Origin of the sequence: Vibrio hepatarius, assembly GCF_011806575.1 — a bacterium.
GTDB classification, from domain to species: Bacteria; Pseudomonadota; Gammaproteobacteria; order Enterobacterales; family Vibrionaceae; genus Vibrio; species Vibrio hepatarius_A.
Genome location: NZ_JAATOO010000004.1, coordinates 129,919 through 150,570, shown reverse-complemented (window position 1 = coordinate 150,570; position 20,652 = coordinate 129,919). Strand labels below are relative to the sequence as shown.

Below are 20,652 nucleotides of genomic sequence, written 5' to 3'. Positions count from 1 at the left end.
AAACCCTAGGGGAAGGGAATTATTTAGCTAGGTTCTCTGCAACGAAGTCCCAGTTAACTAGAGCCCAGAAGCCGTTCATGTACTCTGGACGAACGTTACGGTAATCGATGTAGTACGCGTGTTCCCATAGGTCAACAGTTAGAAGCGGAGTAGTACCTTCTTCTGTTAGAGGAGTCGCTGCGTTAGAAGTGTTAACGATTTCTAGAGAACCGTCCGCTTTCTTAACTAGCCAAGTCCATGAAGAACCGAAGTTGTTGATTGCTGCGTCTGTGAATTTCGCTTTGAATTCTTCGAATGAACCGAAAGCAGCGTTGATTGCGTCTGCAACTGCGCCAGTTGGTTCGCCGCCTGCGTTTGGCGCTAGACAGTGCCAGTAGAACGTGTGGTTCCAGATTTGCGCTGCGTTGTTGAAGATGCCGCCAGTAGAAGTCTTGATGATCTCTTCCAGAGTTTTACCTTCAAACTCAGTACCAGGAATAAGACCATTTAGCTTAACAACGTAAGTGTTGTGGTGTTTACCGTGGTGGAAATCTAGTGTTTCAGCTGAGATGTGTGGTTCTAGCGCGTCTTTCGCGTAAGGAAGAGCTGGTAGTTCAAATGCCATTGCTCGATTCTCCATTAATAAGAAAGAGTTAGACTCTCTCGATTGCTTCCAGTGTTATTTGTTATTCATGGCCCGCTGAATCAGCCAACCATGGTCATACTGCTGACTTGAGCTATAGTTTAGCAAGTTTTTACTTTATTAAAAGGATAGATGTTCAATTTCTATATGAAATTTATTTATCTTATAAAACCACAAAGATTATAGGCTTTTTATTCTGCTCCAATGGTTTAGAATGTCCAGATAATTTGCAGTAACTCCATTAAGAGGAAGCAATGGAAACTATCGATAAAATCAAACAGCAAATCGAAGAGAACTCGATCCTTCTTTACATGAAAGGCTCACCAAAACTGCCTAGCTGTGGTTTCTCTTCTCAAGCTGCACAAGCACTAATGGCTTGTGGCGAAAAATTCGCATACGTAGACATTCTACAAAACCCAGACATTCGCGCAGAGCTTCCAGCTTACGCGCAGTGGCCTACATTCCCACAGCTTTGGATTGAAGGCGAACTGATTGGTGGTTGTGACATTATCATCGAAATGTTCCAAAAAGGTGAACTTCAGCCACTAGTTAAAGAAGCTGCGACACGCGCTGCAAGCAACGAAGAGTAATCTTTGTCGGAAAGTACTGTGTAAATTTACAGTTTTTCTTGATTTATAAAGGCCACATTCGATAATGTGGCCTTTATTGTATCTGTCTGAACGTATCTTATGTCCCGTCTGTTTATCGCCGAAAAGCCCAGCCTCGCAAGAGCCATCGCTGCGGCTTTGCCCAATCCCCAAAAGAAAGACCAAGGATTTATCCGTTGTGGTAACGGCGATGTGGTGACTTGGTGTATTGGTCACCTGCTAGAGCAAGTTGAGCCAGACGCTTATGATGAGAGATACAAAAAGTGGAATTTGGCCGACTTACCAATTGTTCCTGAACAGTGGCAGCTACGACCGCGAAAATCGGCCAGCAAACAACTGAGCGTCGTACGAAAACTACTTAAGGAATCCAACCAAATCATTCATGCCGGCGACCCAGACCGCGAAGGACAGCTCTTGGTCGATGAAGTACTCGATTACTGCAAAGTCAGTAAAACGAAGAAAGAATCCGCGCAGCGCCTGTTGATCAGCGACCTTAACTTACCTGCTGTCAAACGTGCTTTAGGGCAGATGCGCAGTAATCGCGAGTTTATTCCGTTGTCCGTTTCTGCATTGGCGCGCTCTCGTGCAGACTGGTTATATGGGATGAACATGTCACGCGCGTATACCTTGTTGGGACAAAAAGCAGGCTATCAAGGTGTATTGTCGGTCGGTCGAGTGCAAACGCCAGTGCTCGGCTTAGTGGTGCGACGCGACGAAGAAATTGAAAACTTTGTACCGAAAGATTACTTCACGTTGCACGCGTTGATCCCGTATCAAGATGGCGCACAGCAATTTGATATTCGAGCTCGTTGGAAGCCGAGCGAAGCTTGTAAACCTTGGCAAGATGAAGAGGGACGAATACTCAACCGTAAGCTTGTGGAAAACGTTGCGAACCGGATTGCAAATCAACCCGCAACCGTGGTTGAGTCGGAGCAAAAGCAAACCAAGCAATCCGCACCGCTACCTTACTCATTGTCCGCACTACAGATCGACGCCGCCAAGCGTTTTGGCATGAGCGCCCAGCAGGTTTTGGATACCTGTCAGTCTTTGTATGAAAAGCATAAGCTGATCACCTACCCACGCTCGGATTGTCGTTATTTGCCGTTGGAGCATTACGCTCAAGCGCAGAGTGTTTGCCAAGCGATTGGTAACAACGCCAAAGAATTGGGGCAGGCAGTACAAAGTGCGAATCTGTCGCTGAAATCCAAAGCGTGGAACGATAAAAAAGTCGACGCACACCATGCGATCATCCCGACACCGAAAAAAGCGTCAGTGAACGCGCTTTCCGGCAACGAAATGAAAATTTATCAGCAGATTGCTCGCCAGTATTTAATGCAGTTTTATCCCGCTGCAATCTACGCGGAAGCCAAGTTGGTGTTTGATATTGCTGGTGGAACCTTTATCGCTAAAGGTAGACAATTGGTTTCGGCGGGTTGGAAAGAGTTGATGGGCAAAGCAGACGAAGAGGACAGCGGCGTGGATGCAGTGCCACCGTTAGCGGAAGGTACCGTTTTGACTTGTCGTGAAGGTGAAATCAAAGACCGCAAAACCGAGCCGCCAAAACACTTTACTGAAGCTACATTACTGCAGGCGATGACGGGGATTGCGCGCTTTGTTGAAGATAAAGAGCTGAAAAAGATCCTCAAAGAAACCGATGGCTTAGGAACGGAAGCGACCCGCGCTGGGATATTAGATACCTTGTTTAAGCGCCAGCTACTAAAACGTCAAGGCAAAACGATTTTGAGCTCTCCCGCTGGGCGTGGCTTGATTCATGCGCTGCCAAGTGACTCCACTTACCCAGATATGACCGCGCATTGGGAACATCAATTGCAGGGCATGGCCGAGCGCAATCAAGCGTATCAACCGTTTATGCAATCGTTACTTGAGCGAATTAATGGGCTGATGGGGCAAGTGAAATCAGGCCCTGTCCCAGAGTCTTTGCGTCACTTGCCAAAAGTAGAGCGACCAGCGTTTAAGCGTAAACGCAAACCCGCGGCGAAAGGGTCAACAAGCAAACGCACCAGCAATAAAAAAGCCAGCAGTTAATGTTGGCTTAGGTCGCTTACCAAGGCAGGTGAGTGCCGTCGTAATTGATGAACTCACCGGAATTAGCCGTTGTGGCGTGTTCAATCACTTCAATCAATCCGCGTGCAGATGTCGCAGTATCAATCAAAGCGTTTGGCCCACCCATTTCGGTTTGCACCCATCCCGGATGCAGGGCGAGTACGGTAAAGCCGTCGTTGGTCAGATCATTGCTCAAGCTCTTTACCACCGAGTTCAACGCCGCTTTTGAAGAACGATAAATGTAACCACCACCGGATGTGTTTTCCGTCATACTACCGACTTTAGAAGAAATGCAGGCAATTTTCTTTAACGTTCCTAGCTGCAGTTTTGGATAGAGTGCTTCAACTAACTTGAGCGGAGCGATGGTATTAATTTCGAATACCTTGCGCCATTCTTCCTCATCGGTATGACCAAATCCGTAACCTTTTGGCCCGTAATATCCAGCGTTATTGATCAGTAAGTCGAGGCTCGGCAGAACGTCAACTAAGCATGAAACCGCTGCATAGTCGGTGATATCGAGTCGATGACAAATCAAGTCGCCTTTGTTCCCCAAACTTTTCAGCTTATCAGCGCTATCTTCATTGCGGTATGTCGCGTGGACTTGCCAGCCTTTCGACAACAACTGCTCGACGAGGCTTAAGCCGATGCCGCGATTCGCTCCTGTAACCAAAACGGTATTCATAGGGTTCCTTACGTTTGAAATGTTGAATGACAGACCAAGAAATTGTGCGAAGCCAATAAGATAAAATCAACCATTTTACCCATTATGAGCCGAAATCATTGAATATGGATGACAGTCGGGTGAACCAGAAAAGGTCGCGACGAGTAAAACAACTTGATAACATGACAGCGTATTTTTTCACTAATGAATCTTATGATCCCACTGATTTACCACTCGATTTATTCTGAGCTTACGCTCCCGGAAGGACATCGTTATCCCATCAACAAGTATCGCTTGCTGTATCAACAAATCGCCCAGCAATGTTCAAATGATGAGGATTGGCAACGTACGTTTCGCTTTGTCGAACCCAAAGCGCTTAGCGTAGAAGAAGTGTTGGAAACGCACTGCAGCGAATATGTTGAAGCGTTGGTATCTGGTTCACTTCCTGCGGCTAAGATGCGTCGAATTGGTTTCCCGTGGAGTGAGTGCCTGATCACTCGAACGCTGACTTCGGCGGGCGGGACTTGCGATACGGTCGAGCAAGCGTTGGCGCAAGGCATCGCGATTCATTTGAGTGGCGGTTATCACCACGCGCACTACGATTTTGGTAGCGGCTTTTGCCTGTTTAACGATCTGGTGTTGGCGGCGAAGCGAGCGCTTAAACAAGACGGCATCGACAAAGTTCTGATTGTCGATAGCGATGTGCATCAGGGCGATGGTACGGCAACCTTGTGCGCCGATGAGTCTGATATCGTCACGCTTTCGTTCCACTGTGCGAAAAACTTTCCCGCGCGCAAGCCCGATTCTGATATGGATGTCGCGTTGCCAAGAGAGACTCAAGACAAGGAGTTTCTTGAGTCGTTTTGCTCGGTGGTGGAAATGGCGGTGAATTTACATCAACCAGATATGATCATTTATGACGCGGGTGTCGATATTCATCAGGATGATGAGCTGGGTTATTTTAACGTCTCAACGCAGGCGATTGGGCAGCGTGACCGTTTTATGTTTGGCTTAGCACGCAATCGAGATCTGCCAATCGCGTGTGTCGTGGGTGGTGGTTATCGTAGCCAGCATCAAGACCTTGTGCCAATTCACCTGCAGCTCATCGAAGCCGCAAAGGCAATCTACGGCGAATAAGGACGAAGTGATGGAACACAGAATACGTGCAGCAGGGATCTTAATCGAACAAGGCGCGGTGTTGTTGGTGAAAGTGAAAGACTTCAGCGGGGAATATTGGATTCTTCCCGGTGGCGGAATGGAGCAGGGGGACACCAGCACTAAAGCGTGCTTAAAGCGAGAGTTTTTCGAAGAAACTGGTTTAGATGTGGAAATTGGCGAGCTGCTTTGTGTGCGTGAGTTTCTCGAAACCAATAAGGGGCGTTATAACGCGGAATTCTTTTACCAAGTGACGGGATACCACGGCCAAATACACATTCAAAACCTAAAGGGCTTAAGTGATGAAGACTACATTCAAGCGGTCGAATGGGTTCGCGTCACTGAGTTATCCGACAAACGGCTTTATCCAGTCGAACTCCAATCTCGTTTGCTCACCATGATTGAAGAGCGGGAGTATTCGACTCACCTTGGCGCGTATGTCCAAGGTGAGTTCGAAACCATCAACTATCTAGACCAATAACGCCTCGGCGTTGCAGGCGGTTATCCATGCAACTTTTGCGCTAAACCGATAAACATCGTGCCAGCGGTTTCTAAAATATCATCGGGGAAGTCATAGTCAGGGTTGTGCAGCTCAGGGTGCGCTTCTCCACTGCCAATACAAAATAGCGCGCCTTTCCACTGAGTTAGGAACTCGGCAAAGTCTTCTGACCAACGCATCGGCTCTTCAAGTTGATGTACATTGAGCTGGTTTTGCTTGGCGACTTGCTTGATCAGCTCGACATGAGAAGTCGAGTTCACCGCCGCATTGAACGGCTCATCCCAAGTGATTTCCATCTCTAAACCATGATTGACGGCAAGTTGCTCAACTTTGCTGGCTAGTTGATGTTTCATATCACTGAACGCGCGATTACATTCACTGCGCATTGTCGCCATCACTTTTGCCTCACCCGGCGCAATGCCAAATGCTTCTTCGCCAAGACTGGCGTGAACAATGGTCACTAAACAGAAAGCATCCTGATAGTTGTCCGCGAGGGATTGCAGAAAGCCAATAAGCTCTACCATCGCATTGGTCGGGCTTACTCCATTTTCTGGCCTCGCTGCGTGAGAGGTTTTGCCTTTTAAATGCACCAGAGTGCCGACTGACGCACAGGCAAAGGTGTTGTCCTTGATGATGATCTCATGCAGCGGAAAACCGGGTAAGTTGTGATAAGCAAAGACGTTATCAATCGCCTGATCGACAAGGCGTTTATCGCGAATCATCGCGTTTGCACCTGTGCCCGTTTCCTCCGCGGGTTGGAACAAGAGAATAACTTTGCCATGTTGGGGCGGATTTACACTTAAGTGTTTCGCGACTTTCAAAAGCGAGACGGTATGCCCGTCGTGTCCACACGCATGCATGATGCCGTCGTGGTGAGATACATGGTCATGGCTGGCTTTCTCTGTAATCGGAAGCGCATCAAAATCGGCGCGAAATAGCGTCGTTTGACCTTGTTTACCACTATCGATAACGCAAAACAGACCATGCCCACCGACACCGATAATTGGCTCTAGGTCAAAAGAAGCGAGTTGAGTAGCAATGACTTGTGAGGTGTTGATTTCGTTCCCCGATAATTCAGGAAAGCGGTGCAGTTGCTGGCGAAAAGCAATTGCATCAAAGGTTGGCGTGGTAGTTAGTTGCTCGCTCATCGATTATCCCTTCCATTAGTGCAAGCCCCATTTTTAGACCTCGAACAGCAGATGTTCAACCGTCTGATAGGAAATCTCTCGGTAGGATCAAAATTAATCTTATTGGCGGAGGAGGTAAGTTAATGTGGACAAACGAAAAAAGCCTGCTGATTTCTCAGCAGGCTTTTCGAATGTGGCGGAGAGATAGGGATTTGAACCCTAGATACGCTATTAACGTATGCCGGTTTTCAAGACCGGTGCTTTCAACCACTCAGCCATCTCTCCGTGTGAGGCGAATAATATAGAGGTTGCGAAAACTTGTAAACCCCTAAAATTATTGTTTGCTTTATTTGTAGGCACTTCGTGATAAATATCAGATTAAGTGCGCGTTTTTACATCAAATCTAGCGGTTGTGCCTCGCATTACTTGGTTAAACATTATCACATTTACCAATTGCTTCAATGGGATAAACTCCAGTACTTAACTCAATATAACCCCCAAACTTAGCAGTACCATCACCATCGCGGTCAGTATCGCCAATAGCGGGCCGATTGAGAAAAGAGAGCCGGAGCCCTCTTTGCTGCTGGGGGTAATAGATCGCTAACAGTTACCATTAGTCTTCTTGTCGCAGTACTTTCGCCAGCAGAGATAACGCTGCTGCTAGTAATACGATGTCTTTTAGGAGGAATTGACCCGGCACGACAGAAATTGCTGGGAAGCCACCTAAACTTGCTTCGCTGATTGGCGCGGTAAACAGAAAGCTTGTTGTAACGGCAAAGATAACCGTTGCACTAGCAGCACCGACGAGTGCAAACACGCGATGCACTGGTGCGAGCAACAAAGCCACCGCAGTTGCCACTTCAACCAAACCGATGAGGTTAGAAGCACCTTGTAAGCTGAAAACACTGTATAACCAGCTGGTGAGTGGGCTCGATGCTACAAGGCCTTGAATTGCATTCGCTTCGTAACTGGTAAACTTCATTGCACCGATCCATGCTAGGACGATGATGATAGAAAAGCGTACCGCTTGGTCAGCAATGTTAGTCAGTGATTGAGTGCCTGCTACTCGGTGACTCGTTGTGCTATTGATAGTTGTCATGGTCTTTCTCCTTATCTTTTCTATGCGCTATTTAGCTGTATGCGTGATGCCTTGGCGCTCTAATATCTGTTCAAAATCGCCACTTCTGATGCTGGCAACCAAATCATCGTTTCCACCAACGTGATGGTTGCCGACAAAGATCTGCGGAACGGTTCGTCGTTGACTACGATTCTTCATTTCGTTTAGTCGTGCTGTGTTATCACTGACTTCAATTTCTCGATACGCTAAACCTAAACGCTTCAAAGTGTGTTTTGCGGCTTTGCAATGAGGACAGTAGTGTTTGGTATAAATCTCGATTTTTGCCATGGTGTTACTCCGCTTGGTGTCTGTAGGATTAATTTAACCATTGCGGAAAATACTATCTATGCATGATAATCTTGATTTAATACACAGATCGTCTAATAAAGGGTGGGGCTAAAGATGGAAGTGATGAGCGACATGCTGCGCGCGATTCGTGTGGTAGGCAGCGTCTACTTTTGCAGTCAGGTGGAAGCGCCGTGGAGTAAAACCTTTAACGATTTAGATCACGCCAGTTTTCATTTGATTCGACGTGGTGGCTGCTGGGCGAATATTGACGGTCAAGTAGAGCGATTGGAAGCGGGAGATTTGATCTTTTTAGGCCCGGGACAAGACCATATATTGTCGAGTCAATCTCCGGATAAAGACAAGCCAGACCTAGAAGAACCAACGCTGTTACTTTGTGGCTCTTTTAGCTATACGCGCACAGTCACGACGCCGTTATTGGAGATCTTTCCTCGGGTGACGATAGTGCGTGATAAAGACTTAGCGCACTATCCTTGGCTGAGAAGCACTTTTGACCAGTTGAGTTCAGAGTACTTATCTCAAGGGCCAGGTTCGGAGCTTATCGTCAATAAGCTGACCGAAATCATCTTGGTCGAACTGATCCGAATTAACTTTGGTCGAGAGCAAAAAAGCCCGTTTTTAGAAGCGCTGAACGACAAACGTATTTCCCGTGCTTTGCAACTATTGCATGACCATCCTGAAAAGAGCTGGACGCTCGAATTGGTTGCAAGCGAGATCGGTATGTCGCGCGCCGCGTTTGCTAGCCGCTTTTCCGCTTTGGTTGGACAGCCGATGTTTGAATACTTAACCAATCTCAGAATGGCAAGGGCGCAAGAACTATTGCGTGAGTCGTTATTGTCGATTGATGATGTAGCTGAGCAAGTTGGCTATGACTCAGAGCGCGCTTTCACGCTCACGTTTAAAAAGCATACGGGCACAACCCCCAAGCGTTTTAGAGTTCAACAATAATTCGGTATTGCTCGATATACAGATAATAAAAAAAGAGAGCCTAAGCTCTCTTTTTTCGTGTCTGGTCGGACTGACTGGATTTGAACCAGCGACCCCCGACACCCCATGACGGTGCGCTACCAAGCTGCGCTACAGTCCGATGTCGATAATTTAGCGATTGGTTTCAGTTTCGTCAATTGCTAAGAATTTGATTTAGTTCCCTTTTGCATAAAAACGTTGCAGTTCTGTCAGGCCTTGCATCAACACTGGCAGCGTCGGGTTTTCGTCTTTCAAACGCTTGTAATTGCTGTCATACAACTTGTAGTTACCAAACTTATCAATCACCGTCGTGTCTTTCTGTGTGATAAGTGCCAGCTCTCTTGAATCACCTGCAAGAATCCATTTTCTCGCGCGCTCATCAAATAGGTTGCGTCCGCTACTGAAGTCATTTGGATTCGATGACACACCTAACAGGTCTTGCAATAGCGTGACCGATAAATCTAGGTGACTGGTGCGATGCTGATACTCAGAAGCGATCTTACCCGGCCAATGAATAACCATAGGTACTTGTAACTGGTAACGACTGTAGTTGGTATTTGCACCCCAGCTATTCGTATTGGTTTCGTTGAACTCTGTACCGTGATTTGAGGTAATAATCACGATCGTTGAGTCCTTCAAACCCAGTGCGTCAATCTCTGTAAACAAGGCCGCCAGTTCTTCATCGGCTTTCTGTGCCGATTTTTTGTAGCCCGCTTTGAGCGTATCTTCGTTGCTTTGGTTCTTCGTCGCGCGCTCGTAAGCATTGAAATTATTCAAGGTCGTAAGTTCGATAAAGCTGAACCAAGGTGATTTACCTTGTGCTTTCGCCCATTCTGACCACGCAGAAATGGTCTGGATATCAGCCGAGTCTTCAGCATTGAGCGGAATACCAGTGAAGTTCATACCACGGAAAACGGATTCACCGTAAAGCGGATCACTAAAGTTATCCGCGCTGAACAAACCAAACTGGTATTTTTTGTCGGTCAGCGTCTGGATGACGATAGGCTTGGTGCCTTGTGTCTTGATGCTCGGTGCATATGCGCTTGGCAAACCATAGAACAGGCCAAACACACCAAATGTATCGTTACTTGAACTGTAGTGGTTGGTGAAGTTGAGGTTTTGCTCAGCAAACGCGTAAGTTTCAGGCATCCAATCTTTGTTCAGCGCATCCGCACGCAAGTTATTCACGCTCACGACTAATACGTTTAGCGGGTTAGCACGGCGGTTAAACTCAAGTGGCTCTAGCGGGTAGCGAACGAGCTCAGCGTTCTCTTCTTGGTTTTCCTCAAGACGTTTGAGGTACTCTTCTTTGTCGAGTAGGCCGTGTTTCTCCATGAACGACTTCGCGGTCATTGGGTAAGACAGCGGGAAGTTAGCGCGCTGCGCAGTGATCGGATTGTAAAAATACGCATCCGCCCACACGTAAATAAGGTGGCTGGAGATAAAACTGATAAAGAACAACGCCGCAAACGGACGACCAATATGCTTGTGCGATAGCTTGCGTTGTTTGCGCCATACCCACTCAGACAGCCCGAGTTGAAGTAGGAAGATCAGTGGCATGACGATAAATAGGTGCTGAAGATCAGAGCTGACTCGAGAGCTTTCATCATTGAACAACACTTCCCACACGACAGGCGTCAGGTGGAGGTTGATGGTTTGATAAGCCTGAGTATCGATCAGCAGTAAGGTCAGTCCAAGCGTCGCGAAACAAACCGCGACCAGTCGGAACAGTTTCCGAGACGGGACAATAAATGTCAGCGGAAAGAGGACTAACAGGTAGAGAGCGAATACCAAAAAGCCAAAATGACCGACCCATGATACGGCTAAGTAAAATTGTCCGAGTAAGGTTTCAGGCCAAGGAGACTGAGAAATATAACGCGTGCCCACCAACATTGCTGCAATAATGTTGAAGAAGGCAAACCAATGTCCCCAGCCGACTAAACGTGATACACGTTCACCATATGTGTTTCCGCTATCTACCATGTATGTGTTCTATGTATTTTTATTGCTATTAGTGTGATTTGTCTTCAATAGAAGAAACAAGCGCTTGTGCAAATTTTTCAGCAATTACCTTGCGTTGTGAAGGCGCAACATCTTGATTTAAGACATTGGTAGCGATATTTCCCGCAATCATCAGAGAAAGCTCTGGGCCAGCTGAATGTTTCTCAAGAACCGCTGCAATCTCAGTTAAGATTTGTTCAACTTTCTCGTCGCTGTATTTAGAAGTAATTGGCATAAAAGTGTTCTAATGTTGATAGTAAAGCGGCTTATGATAACCTACAATGCCACGCAACTGAAACCTATGCAGCGATAAATTTCACCATGAGTCTTCAACTATCTAACGTTATCTTACACCAACTGCAAAAAAACGATTCAGACGAACTGATTGTTAACTTCAGAGCGGACTCTCTGAACAATGATTCTTCCACCGAAAACCTAGTTGCCGAATTGCATCGAGTGTTCAACTCGAAGGCAGGTAAAGGCTTTGGTTCATTCAAATCGGACAGCGAATTTCAGCATTGGTTGCAAGAGCTGCGCAAAGGTGAGAGAAACTTCTACGATTTTTCTCAAAGCAGTGCAAACCGTCTTAAAGAAGAGTTGGCTAAGTACCCATTCGCGGACGAAGGTATCTTAGTATTTGCAGAGTACCAGTCTCTGGCAACGGATTACCTGTTTGTCGCGATCATTCCGTCAAACCACAGTTTGAAAGTGACCGAAGGTCTGGACATCAGCGCAACTGAATACTTGGATTTGAGCAAGATGGATATCGCGGCTCGCATCGACTTAACCAGCTACGAAACCGACAAGGATTCAAATCGTTACTTAGCTTACATCAAGGGGCGAGTAGGGCGTAAAGTCGCAGACTTTTTCCTAGATTTCCTACAAGCAGAAGTTGGCTTAGACACCAAACAGCAAAACCAAGTGCTGATGCAGGCCGTCGAAGACTTCTGTACTGACTCTAAACTAGAAAAAGACGAAGCCCTAAGCTACAAAAAGCAAGTTGCCGATTACTGCAGTGAGCAGATCAAATCGGGTGATGAAGTGCAAATCAAAGAATTGTCGGGTGAATTACCCGCGGCACAAGATGGCACGAGTTTCCTCGATTACACCCAAGAGCAAGGCTACGAGCTGGAAGAAAGCTTTCCTGGCGACCGCACTGCCGTTCGCAAACTGACCAAGTACGTTGGCGCTGGTGGTGGTGTGAATATCAATTTTGACAGCATGCTGCTTGGTGAGCGTATCTTCTACGATCCAGAAACGGATACACTAACGATCAAAGGCACACCACCTAATCTGCGTGACCAATTAACGCGCAACAAGTAATCTTCCATATCTGGGGCTGAGTGCAATAAATGAGCACTTAGCCCTGCACTTCCTAAAAAATTACATATATTCTTGTATTCATAGCACTTTATTTGAGTTTAAAGGCATGGAACGCAAGTGGATTAAATTAGCTGTGTTGGTATCGGTCTGTTGGCTGATAACGTTAAGCGCAATTGTTGGTAGCTACCGTTCGGTAGAAAACAGTCAACTTCAAGTGGAAGAGCTGGGCTATGAAGTCGAAAAGTTGCGTAGCTCGTTTTATTTCGATAACAGCTTTCGCACCAAGTTACTTAATAGCCAAGAGTTGAACTTACAAATCCTCTATGCATTACGTTTACAGATTGGTGCAGACTATCGTGACAGTTGGCTCAGCCCTGATTTAAACCAACTTCTTTATACCATCGATAGGTTTATCGACCTTGCCAAAGCGTACGTCGACAATGAAGTCGCCGTCAGTGAACTTGCAGGACAAATCCGTCGCATCCGCACCCACTATCCTGACCAGCATCCTTTATCCGACTACTATTTTCAATTGAGCGCTAACGTATTCGAAACGCTCTACGACACCAGTAACCAAAGCATACAGGCCGCAAGGGACGTCGATCGAATTTATCAGCATTCGACGCTGCTTGAAGGCAAAGAGAAGAAAGAGCTGCAACAAGTCGTCGCCGAGGTCTCTCTTGTGCTTGGCAGCTATGCGCAGGGTAGTTATTTTGTCGATAACCTGATCGCACACGACGTCAGTGCTGAGCTCGCTATCATCGCCGGTAAATACCAAAAGTTACGCGAACAACATTTGATGCTGGCAATATTGGTGAGCTTGTTGGCGATGGGAACGCTGCTTGGCATCATTTTGCTCACTTACCAGCCAGCTCAATCGCAAGCGGCTGCTATACATAGAGAACAAGTGCCGCCAGTTAAAAGGAATCAGCAGGATAAAACGGTAGCGAACTGTGTAGACGATGAGATCAACTTTGATGACATGGTAACGTCGTTGAACGGTGATATTGAATCTGTGTGCATGTTGCTACAAGTTTTTGTTTCCGACCACGCGCAAGACATACAAGCGCTCCGCACGTTACTCACAGAATCTCCAGCAGATGCGCAGAGAAAAGCGCATAGCTTGAAAGGAATTGGCGGGAACTTGGGTGTGGCTCAACTTCGTGACGCGGCTGCAGAACTGGAAACAGCGATTGCGAAAGAGAGTGATACTGTGCCGTTATTGCTGGTCGAGCTAGAAAAACACCTCGATGCAACTATAAAAGCAGCTCAGACTTTTCTGAATATACATAATGTTGATTTAAATTAATCGATCCCTGACCGAATACCTATATTCTCCGGACAACATTATGCAATCCGGAGCACCTACATGGGGATTCGTCGTTTTCAATTCATTAGCGTGTTGATGATCTTTTTCAGCTTGAGCGGTTGCTCTCTGCTTGAAGTCAAAATAGATACGCAAACCACACCGCTGACTAAACAAGAGCTGACCATGAGGCTGCTGACTCGCGAATACGCACAGCAGTTCTTTTCTCAAGTAGAGCAAGCGGGTGACGCCACTTCGTCGCTTTACGACCCGCAAGATAAACTCAATCAATCTTACATTCTGTTGTGGAAGATAAACGCAGAAGAGGGCATCCAAGGTTCAGCGTATCAGGTATCGCCAATGGCAGCACTGATTGACAGCTGGGTGTTTACCAACCAAATGGCTAACTTCTTTGAAAGTGGTGCAGGTGCTAAGTTGTTTGAGAGTGACCACGCGCGTCAGGCGTCCATGCAACTGCTAGCCGAAATTAATGACTTGGCGAAGTCTGTACTCAAAGACGACAGCTATGCCTCGACGAAACAATTTGTCACGCAGTACGCCGAGGAGCATCCGTTTAATGACTTATCATTTATCCGTCAACCGGCTTATCGCGCTTGGCTTAAGTCGGAAGGCATCACAGACGAAGAAGCGGTTGCTAACTTAGGCACTATGCCTGAAGCACTGGGCGACGTGTCTGACAGGCTAAGTATCGTTTCAGAGCAAACGCCAAAATTGATGACCTGGAAAGCGCAATTGATTGCGATGAACAGCAACGTTTCTGGCCAGCAGTTGACCACCACCTTGGAAAGTCTCGAAGGGACGTCTCGGGCATTTCGCGACTTTGTCGAAAACAACCCAGAATACATGGAAAACCTCGCCAAACAGATGTCGATTCAGTTGCAGCCACTGGTGAGTGAGATCGACAATAGAACGGAAAAACGGCTCGAACAGTTAAGCAAAGAGCGTCAAGCATTGGAAAAAATGGTTGCCCGTGAACGTGCAGAAATTGCTTTAATCATTAGCGCCGAGCGAGAAAAGTTCACCAACAATCTTGATGCGCTTTCGCAAGACTTGGTTGCCTTAGCGATAGACAAAGTCGTCATGCTGATTAAGAGCACGATTATCTACTTCATCTTGTTTATTTTGGTGATTTTCTTCGCGCCACTCGGTTTGGGTTACATGCTGGGTAAGCGTGCGAAATCTACCTCATAACCAACTAAAACTAAGCAAAAAAAGAGCGCCTTGGTAGGCGCTCTTTTTGGTTTCGAATCTGAAGCGTTATGCCGTTTGCTTAGCGAACTCGACTTCGCTTTCTTCTGCACTCGCCTCTGCCGTTGGCTCGCACTTATCGACAAACCAACCCATGTAAGAGGTGAAGATGGTGACGATGATACAAGTGAAGCTCAGCCACATGAACGGTGCGTAAGACAGGGTTGCGACACCAAGAATACTCGCCATGTAGATACCGTTATCACTCCAAGGCACCATACCTGATGTGAGTGTGCCGCCGAACTCCGCATTTCGCGATAGGTTCTTACGCTGGTAGCCTAATCGGTCGTAGTTCTTCGCACAGATTTTTGGTGTCAGGATAAGAGACACGTACATTGCTGAGCCAAAAACGTTACCTAGGAATGCGGTACCGATGGTGCTGCTTGCCAGTGAACCTGCACTTTGTACGCGACGCTCGAACAGTTTCGCGATGGTTTCCAGTACGCCAACTTTATCCAGCAGGCCACCAAAGCCAAGACCAAAGACAATTACAGCTACCGAACCGAGCATTGAAGACATACCACCACGGTTTAGGATGGAATCGATGAACGCTACGCCAGACTCAATTTGGTACGGAGCCCAAGCGGTATTAAAGGCTTGTAGGAAATCCACATCTTGAATCATCACCGCCCAGATAATACCCAGCAGTGAACCAAAGCTGATGACCGGGAACGAAGGCATACGCATCGCCAACAGACCAAGCACGATAATTACTGGAACAAATGAATACGGAGTGATGTAGAACTGCTGTTCCATCGCGTCGATAACAGACTGTACCTGTGACATATCGACGTTACCTGCGTAGTGGAAACCGAACGCAGTAAACATGATGCCAGTGATGACGTAGCTGATCAGCGCGATCGGCAGCATGCCTTTGATGTGCTCCATGACTTCAACGTTCGACATTGAAGACGCTAGGATCACAGAGTCTGACAGTGGAGACATTTTGTCACCGAAGTAACAGCCAGACAGTACCGCACCAGCAGTGATAGGGGCTGGAACGCCAAGACCTTGGCCAATACCCATCATCGCAATACCCGCTGTACCCGCTGCGCCCCAAGAGGTGCCAGTCGCTAATGCGGTCAGGGAACAGATGATCATCGTTGCAAGAAGGAAGATAGAAGGGTGGATCGCATTCAGGCCGTAATAGATGATCGTTGGTACGATACCGCCAGAAATCCAAGTACCGACAAGAGCGCCGACAGCAAGCAAAATAAGTACTGCGCCTAGTCCGTTTGAAATACCTTTTAGTGCAGCTTTTTCTAAGTCTTTATATTGGTGGCCTAAACGGATACCAAGCACCATGATAATGAACCAGCCAATATAAAGTGCTAGCTGGATTGGAAGATCTAATTTTGCTGTGAATGAAAATGCCATCAGCAAAAATAGGCCAAGGGCAACAATAACCTGCATTAAGCTTGGCAGACGTGGGGTAAGTTGCGTCATACAGAGCCTCTTATAAGAATTATGAACCAATAGCTGTCATGAATGAGAGCCATCGAAGTGTTAACGCCTTTAGGGAACGGAGTGAACCTTACATGACTCAGAGTAATATTTCGAGTTTATGTGTTCTTTGTGTGTTTTTGATCTGCTTTTGCTTATTTGTTTGGTTAAAAGTTTTATTTTTGGTTAAATTTAATGATTATTAATGTTTTGTAATGTGAAATATGTGTGTTACATAAATTAGGGATTTGTTTTCTGCTTACTTTGTTTTGTTCTCAAAAATAACAACCGGTGAAATTCTGCTCAAAAACAGACTTTTATCTAAGCAATCGATGAATAGCGATAAAACTTCGTGTTTTTTTGTAAATACCTCTTGAGATTTTGCCGCGAAAATTGAACTATGGATTACTTCGTTTTTGTAAGGTTTACATGGAGAGTTGATGATGAGAGTAGGTTTAGTTGGCTGGCGCGGCATGGTTGGTTCAGTACTAATGCAACGTATGGTAGAAGAAAGAGACTTCGATTTTATTGATCCTGTCTTTTACAGTACTTCGCAAGTGGGCATTCCAGCGCCAAACTTTGGTAAAGAAGCCGGAAATCTACAAGATGCATACGACATCGACAGCTTAAAACAGCTTGATGCTGTTATCACCTGCCAAGGTGGTAGCTACACAGAAAAAGTTTACCCAGAACTTCGCAAAGCAGGTTGGAAAGGCTATTGGATTGATGCTGCTTCAACGCTGCGCATGGCAGAAGATTCCATTATTACGCTAGACCCAGTTAACTTAGCGCAAATCCAGCAAGGCATTCACGGCGGCACTAACACCTTTGTTGGTGGTAACTGTACTGTAAGTTTAATGCTGATGGGACTTGGTGGTCTGTTTGAAAAAGGCCTTGTTGAATGGACAAGTGCGATGACTTACCAAGCGGCGTCAGGTGCGGGTGCGCAAAACATGCGTGAACTTATCTCGCAAATGGGCGTGATTAACGACTCAGTGAGTTCTGAACTCGCAAACCCAGCAAGTTCTATTCTTGATATCGATAAGAAAGTTGCCGATACAATGCGCAGCACTTCGTTCCCAACGGATAAGTTTGGTGTACCGCTAGCGGGTTCTTTGATCCCTTGGATCGACGTGAAGCGCGATAATGGTCAAAGTAAAGAAGAGTGGAAAGCGGGCGTAGAAGCGAACAAGATTCTAGGTTTCCAAGACGCACCAGTGCCAATCGACGGCACATGTGTACGTATCGGTGCAATGCGTTGTCACTCACAAGCGCTGACCATTAAGCTTAAGCAAAATGTGCCGATGGACGAGATCGAAGAGATGATCGCCACGCACAATGATTGGGTTAAGGTTATTCCTAACGACCGTGATATTACAGCGGCTGAGCTTACACCGGCGAAAGTAACGGGTACATTGTCAGTGCCTGTCGGTCGTCTACGTAAGATGGCAATGGGTGATGAGTTCTTAAACGCATTCACTGTCGGTGACCAACTTCTGTGGGGTGCGGCTGAGCCGTTACGTCGTACACTACGTATCATTCTGGCTGAGAAACAATAAGTTAGAGTCGAGACAACCAGTATCAAAAGCGCCTTCATGGGCGCTTTTTTGTTTTTTGCTGACACGTTTCTGACCTTAAGCAACTACTTTCTTAGCGAATTTACGACTGGAGTTCAAAATGTCGAGAAAAGCGAAGGGTTTTACCCTGATTGAATTAGTGGTTGTGATCGTGATTCTTGGTTTATTGGCTGTCGTAGCCGCCCCGAGGTTTCTCAATTTGCAAAGTGAAGCCAAAAGTTCGGTGGTTCAAGGTCTTGCTGGAGCAGTCAACAACGCGGCTCAATTAGCGTTTGGTAAGACGTCGGTAGAGGGACAAGAAAACTTAGCCAGTTACTCGGTGGAAGGGTATGGCTACGTGCAATATGGTTATCCATCGGTCATCAAAGGCGGTATGGAAAACTTCCTACAGCTTGATACGGGTTATCACGATACGAGTAAAGAATGGGTGTGGGCAGCACACAATAATGGCACAGTGGAGAATCCGGACGCTTGGATTGTCACCCGCTCAGAATGGCTAAGCGAAGGAACGATCAGCGATTTCAATAAAGCGATTGAAGATAGCAAGTGCTACGTAAAATATACCGCTGCAATGGAAGCTGGCGCAGATTACCGAGTTGAAGTATTCACTGATGGTTGTTGATCTTAGCCAAGATTACATCACCCAACACACCGCCAATAAACGCTCGCTATGAGCGTTTATTTTTTTCTACCGATACAACTCTATTGTCAGGGTCAGCCAATTCGCTACCACAATGTTTGCAATGCATCGCATCCGAATCATGACCGCTTTGCGAACAGTTTGGGCATTTCACTAACACTTTGTGTGATTGCATCTCTTGGTGTAGCTCCGCGGTAAAGATACCCGTAGGCACCGCAAGGATCGAATAACCCAGTAGCATCGTCAGTGATGCCAATGCCTTACCCAAATCGGTTTGTGGTACTAAGTCACCGTAACCCACCGTTGTGATGGTCACAATCGCCCAATAAATACTTTTCGGAATACTGGTGAAGCCGTTTTCTGGTCCTTCAATCACAAAGATCAGTGCACCAAATATGGTGACCAAAATCGCAACCGTGCTGAAGAAAATAAAAATCTTTCTACGTGCCATCAACAGTGAACGCAGCAGAATGTTGGATTCTTGTAGGTAGCGAACCAGCTTTAAGATACGGAAAATGCGCATCACACGTAGCGCTCGAATCACGCCCATAAATGATGCGGACGGGAAGAAGAGAACAAGGTAGGTCGGTAATATCGCGAGTAAGTCGACCACCCCATAAAAGCTTTTCGCGTAAGCGGCAGGTTTTGGTGAACAGTAGAGGCGTACTATGTATTCGATGGTAAAAAGACCAGTGAACATGTATTCCAAATACTTGAGTTCTTTTGCCCATTCAGCTCGTACTGATGGAATCGAGTCGAGCACAAGCACGACCAAAGAACTGATGATCGTGATGATCAACGCGATATCGAAAGCTCGCCCCGCTTTTGTGTGCGTACCGAAGATGGTGACGTAAAGGGTATTTTTAAGCGTGTGATTGTTCATAAAAAAGCGATCCAAGGATGAATCGCTTTATCATACAGCCATTAAGAAAATCAGGCTAATCCAGGGAAGAGGTTACGTAAGCCGTTAGCAATAAACTCGATACCCAGCGCGCCCAAGATCAGACCCATAATACGGGTGATGACGTTGATACCAGTTTGACCGAGGAAGCGCACGATCAGCGGTGCTGAGCGGAACAACAACCAAGAACAGAAACAGAACACACCCACGGTGGCAGCAATGCCGACGGTATCGAGCATACTTGGGTAACGTGCACCGTAAACGATAGTCGAACTGATCGCACCTGGTCCCGCCATTAAAGGCATTGCCAGTGGTACAACACCAATCTGTTCACGACTGACGTATTCAGATTTTTCCTGCTTGTTCTGCTTATCCTCACCCAGCTTACCGCTCATCATCGAAAAGGCGATACTTAGCAGCAGTAAACCACCTGCCACGCGAAACGAGTCCAGCGAGATGCTGAACATATCCAACAGCATCTGACCCGCTAGTAAAGAAGCAATCAGGATCACCGCAACAGCGATGTTCGCGGTTGTCGCGGTTTTGTGTTTCTCTTCTAACGTCATATGCCCAGTAAGGGAGACGAATACAGGCATGATTCCCACAGGGTTAACTGCGGCAACTAAGCCGAGAAAAAACTGCAGAAAAATAGCGATTTCGATCGATTGCATGTCAGTGCATCCACGATAAGTAATAGGAGTGACGAGTTACACGCGGAATATAGTCTAAAATCTGAACGTCAACGAATGAAAAAAACTAACCTGTAGGGCATCCCATTACTGAGAAAATCTAATTTTTGAAAGTTTGGTAAATAAAAATGGCACGTTTTGTTAAGTAAAATCTAGGGTGAGATAACAACCTGGTTTACATAAACGTTAACATCTGCACATTTTTGATAAAAAACAGCAGGTTTTGTAGAGTGAGGGGAGTGATGCATATACTCTCAGTGGCACATAGTTTTCGGATCACATGTAAGTTTGTGGTCAAAAAATGAAACTTTTTTACAGGTTGTTGCCGTTTTTTCTGGCTAGGTATCTAGTTGCTGGTATTTTGCTCAACTATATAGT

Annotated in this window: 20 protein-coding genes and 2 tRNA genes; 10 read left to right on the top strand and 12 right to left on the bottom strand. The window is 46.4% G+C overall.

Annotated features, from left to right (window positions below; genetic code table 11):
* Nucleotides 1-19 precede the first annotated feature (19 nt).
* Nucleotides 20-604: a superoxide dismutase [Fe] gene (sodB, locus tag HCZ42_RS04450; RefSeq protein ID WP_167419543.1), complete on the bottom strand. Its 585-nt coding sequence runs from the start codon at nt 602-604 to the stop codon at nt 20-22.
* 272 nt (nt 605-876) lie between these two features.
* Here sodB and HCZ42_RS04445 point away from each other — a divergent pair, with 272 nt between their 5' ends.
* Nucleotides 877-1,212, top strand: coding sequence for a Grx4 family monothiol glutaredoxin (locus HCZ42_RS04445; protein WP_167419542.1), 336 nt, complete (start codon nt 877-879; stop codon nt 1,210-1,212).
* A 99-nt stretch (nt 1,213-1,311) separates the two neighbouring features.
* Nucleotides 1,312-3,276 (top strand): DNA topoisomerase III, encoded by a 1,965-nt coding sequence (locus HCZ42_RS04440; protein WP_167419541.1) that lies wholly within the window; start codon nt 1,312-1,314, stop codon nt 3,274-3,276.
* A gap of 16 nt (nt 3,277-3,292) precedes the next feature.
* On the opposite strand, the gene HCZ42_RS04435 is transcribed toward HCZ42_RS04440, so the two are convergent.
* On the bottom strand, nt 3,293-3,976 hold the full coding sequence (locus HCZ42_RS04435; protein ID WP_167419540.1) for an SDR family oxidoreductase: 684 nt from the start codon (nt 3,974-3,976) through the stop codon (nt 3,293-3,295).
* A gap of 192 nt (nt 3,977-4,168) precedes the next feature.
* On the opposite strand from HCZ42_RS04435, the gene HCZ42_RS04430 reads away from it, so the two are divergent.
* Entirely contained in the window at nt 4,169-5,092 is a 924-nt protein-coding gene (locus HCZ42_RS04430) for a histone deacetylase family protein (RefSeq protein WP_167419539.1), read from the top strand.
* Between the two features lie 10 nt (nt 5,093-5,102).
* Nucleotides 5,103-5,591, top strand: coding sequence for an NUDIX domain-containing protein (locus tag HCZ42_RS04425; protein WP_167419538.1), 489 nt, complete (start codon nt 5,103-5,105; stop codon nt 5,589-5,591).
* Between the two features lie 20 nt (nt 5,592-5,611).
* On the opposite strand, the gene HCZ42_RS04420 is transcribed toward HCZ42_RS04425, so the two are convergent.
* The 4 genes from HCZ42_RS04420 to grxC form a co-directional block, all read right to left on the bottom strand.
* Nucleotides 5,612-6,757: an amidohydrolase gene (locus HCZ42_RS04420; RefSeq protein WP_167419537.1), complete on the bottom strand. Its 1,146-nt coding sequence runs from the start codon at nt 6,755-6,757 to the stop codon at nt 5,612-5,614.
* A gap of 173 nt (nt 6,758-6,930) precedes the next feature.
* Nucleotides 6,931-7,021, bottom strand: a tRNA-Ser gene (locus tag HCZ42_RS04415).
* Between the two features lie 328 nt (nt 7,022-7,349).
* Nucleotides 7,350-7,835 carry a YkgB family protein gene (locus HCZ42_RS04410; protein WP_167419536.1) on the bottom strand — a complete coding sequence of 162 codons (486 nt, stop codon included), beginning with the start codon at nt 7,833-7,835 and terminating at the stop codon, nt 7,350-7,352.
* A 27-nt stretch (nt 7,836-7,862) separates the two neighbouring features.
* Complete coding sequence (gene grxC / locus HCZ42_RS04405) at nt 7,863-8,141, bottom strand: glutaredoxin 3 (RefSeq protein ID WP_167419535.1); 279 nt, start codon at nt 8,139-8,141, stop codon at nt 7,863-7,865.
* A gap of 114 nt (nt 8,142-8,255) precedes the next feature.
* On the opposite strand from grxC, the gene HCZ42_RS04400 reads away from it, so the two are divergent.
* On the top strand, nt 8,256-9,107 hold the full coding sequence (locus HCZ42_RS04400) for an AraC family transcriptional regulator (protein ID WP_167419534.1): 852 nt from the start codon (nt 8,256-8,258) through the stop codon (nt 9,105-9,107).
* Between the two features lie 62 nt (nt 9,108-9,169).
* On the opposite strand, the gene HCZ42_RS04395 is transcribed toward HCZ42_RS04400, so the two are convergent.
* From HCZ42_RS04395 to HCZ42_RS04385, 3 genes are all read right to left on the bottom strand, one after another.
* Nucleotides 9,170-9,246, bottom strand: a tRNA-Pro gene (locus HCZ42_RS04395).
* Nucleotides 9,247-9,299: 53 nt separating this feature from the next.
* Nucleotides 9,300-11,108: a DUF3413 domain-containing protein gene (locus HCZ42_RS04390; protein ID WP_167419533.1), complete on the bottom strand. Its 1,809-nt coding sequence runs from the start codon at nt 11,106-11,108 to the stop codon at nt 9,300-9,302.
* A gap of 28 nt (nt 11,109-11,136) precedes the next feature.
* Entirely contained in the window at nt 11,137-11,361 is a 225-nt protein-coding gene (locus HCZ42_RS04385) for a YejL family protein (RefSeq protein ID WP_167419532.1), read from the bottom strand.
* An 86-nt stretch (nt 11,362-11,447) separates the two neighbouring features.
* Between HCZ42_RS04385 and yejK the strand changes: the two genes are divergently transcribed.
* The 3 genes from yejK (at nt 11,448) to HCZ42_RS04370 (ending at nt 14,967) form a co-directional block, all read left to right on the top strand.
* Entirely contained in the window at nt 11,448-12,449 is a 1,002-nt protein-coding gene (gene yejK, locus HCZ42_RS04380; protein ID WP_167419531.1) for a nucleoid-associated protein YejK, read from the top strand.
* Nucleotides 12,450-12,555: 106 nt separating this feature from the next.
* Nucleotides 12,556-13,758 carry an Hpt domain-containing protein gene (locus HCZ42_RS04375; RefSeq protein ID WP_167419530.1) on the top strand — a complete coding sequence of 401 codons (1,203 nt, stop codon included), beginning with the start codon at nt 12,556-12,558 and terminating at the stop codon, nt 13,756-13,758.
* Between the two features lie 60 nt (nt 13,759-13,818).
* On the top strand, nt 13,819-14,967 hold the full coding sequence (locus tag HCZ42_RS04370; RefSeq protein WP_167419529.1) for a chemotaxis protein: 1,149 nt from the start codon (nt 13,819-13,821) through the stop codon (nt 14,965-14,967).
* Between the two features lie 66 nt (nt 14,968-15,033).
* On the opposite strand, the gene nhaC is transcribed toward HCZ42_RS04370, so the two are convergent.
* The gene (gene nhaC, locus HCZ42_RS04365; RefSeq protein WP_167419528.1) at nt 15,034-16,470 is read right to left on the bottom strand and encodes a Na+/H+ antiporter NhaC; all 1,437 of its coding nucleotides are present in this window, start codon (nt 16,468-16,470) and stop codon (nt 15,034-15,036) included.
* Nucleotides 16,471-16,910: 440 nt separating this feature from the next.
* Here nhaC and asd point away from each other — a divergent pair, with 440 nt between their 5' ends.
* On the top strand, nt 16,911-18,026 hold the full coding sequence (gene asd, locus HCZ42_RS04360) for an aspartate-semialdehyde dehydrogenase (RefSeq protein ID WP_167419615.1): 1,116 nt from the start codon (nt 16,911-16,913) through the stop codon (nt 18,024-18,026).
* Between the two features lie 118 nt (nt 18,027-18,144).
* Nucleotides 18,145-18,666, top strand: coding sequence for a type II secretion system protein (locus tag HCZ42_RS04355; protein WP_167419527.1), 522 nt, complete (start codon nt 18,145-18,147; stop codon nt 18,664-18,666).
* A gap of 46 nt (nt 18,667-18,712) precedes the next feature.
* Here HCZ42_RS04355 and HCZ42_RS04350 read toward each other — a convergent pair whose 3' ends face one another.
* Both HCZ42_RS04350 and HCZ42_RS04345 read right to left on the bottom strand, forming a co-directional pair.
* On the bottom strand, nt 18,713-19,567 hold the full coding sequence (locus HCZ42_RS04350) for an ion transporter (protein WP_167419526.1): 855 nt from the start codon (nt 19,565-19,567) through the stop codon (nt 18,713-18,715).
* A 50-nt stretch (nt 19,568-19,617) separates the two neighbouring features.
* On the bottom strand, nt 19,618-20,256 hold the full coding sequence (locus tag HCZ42_RS04345) for a YchE family NAAT transporter (RefSeq protein ID WP_167419525.1): 639 nt from the start codon (nt 20,254-20,256) through the stop codon (nt 19,618-19,620).
* Nucleotides 20,257-20,652: the final 396 nt, after the last annotated feature.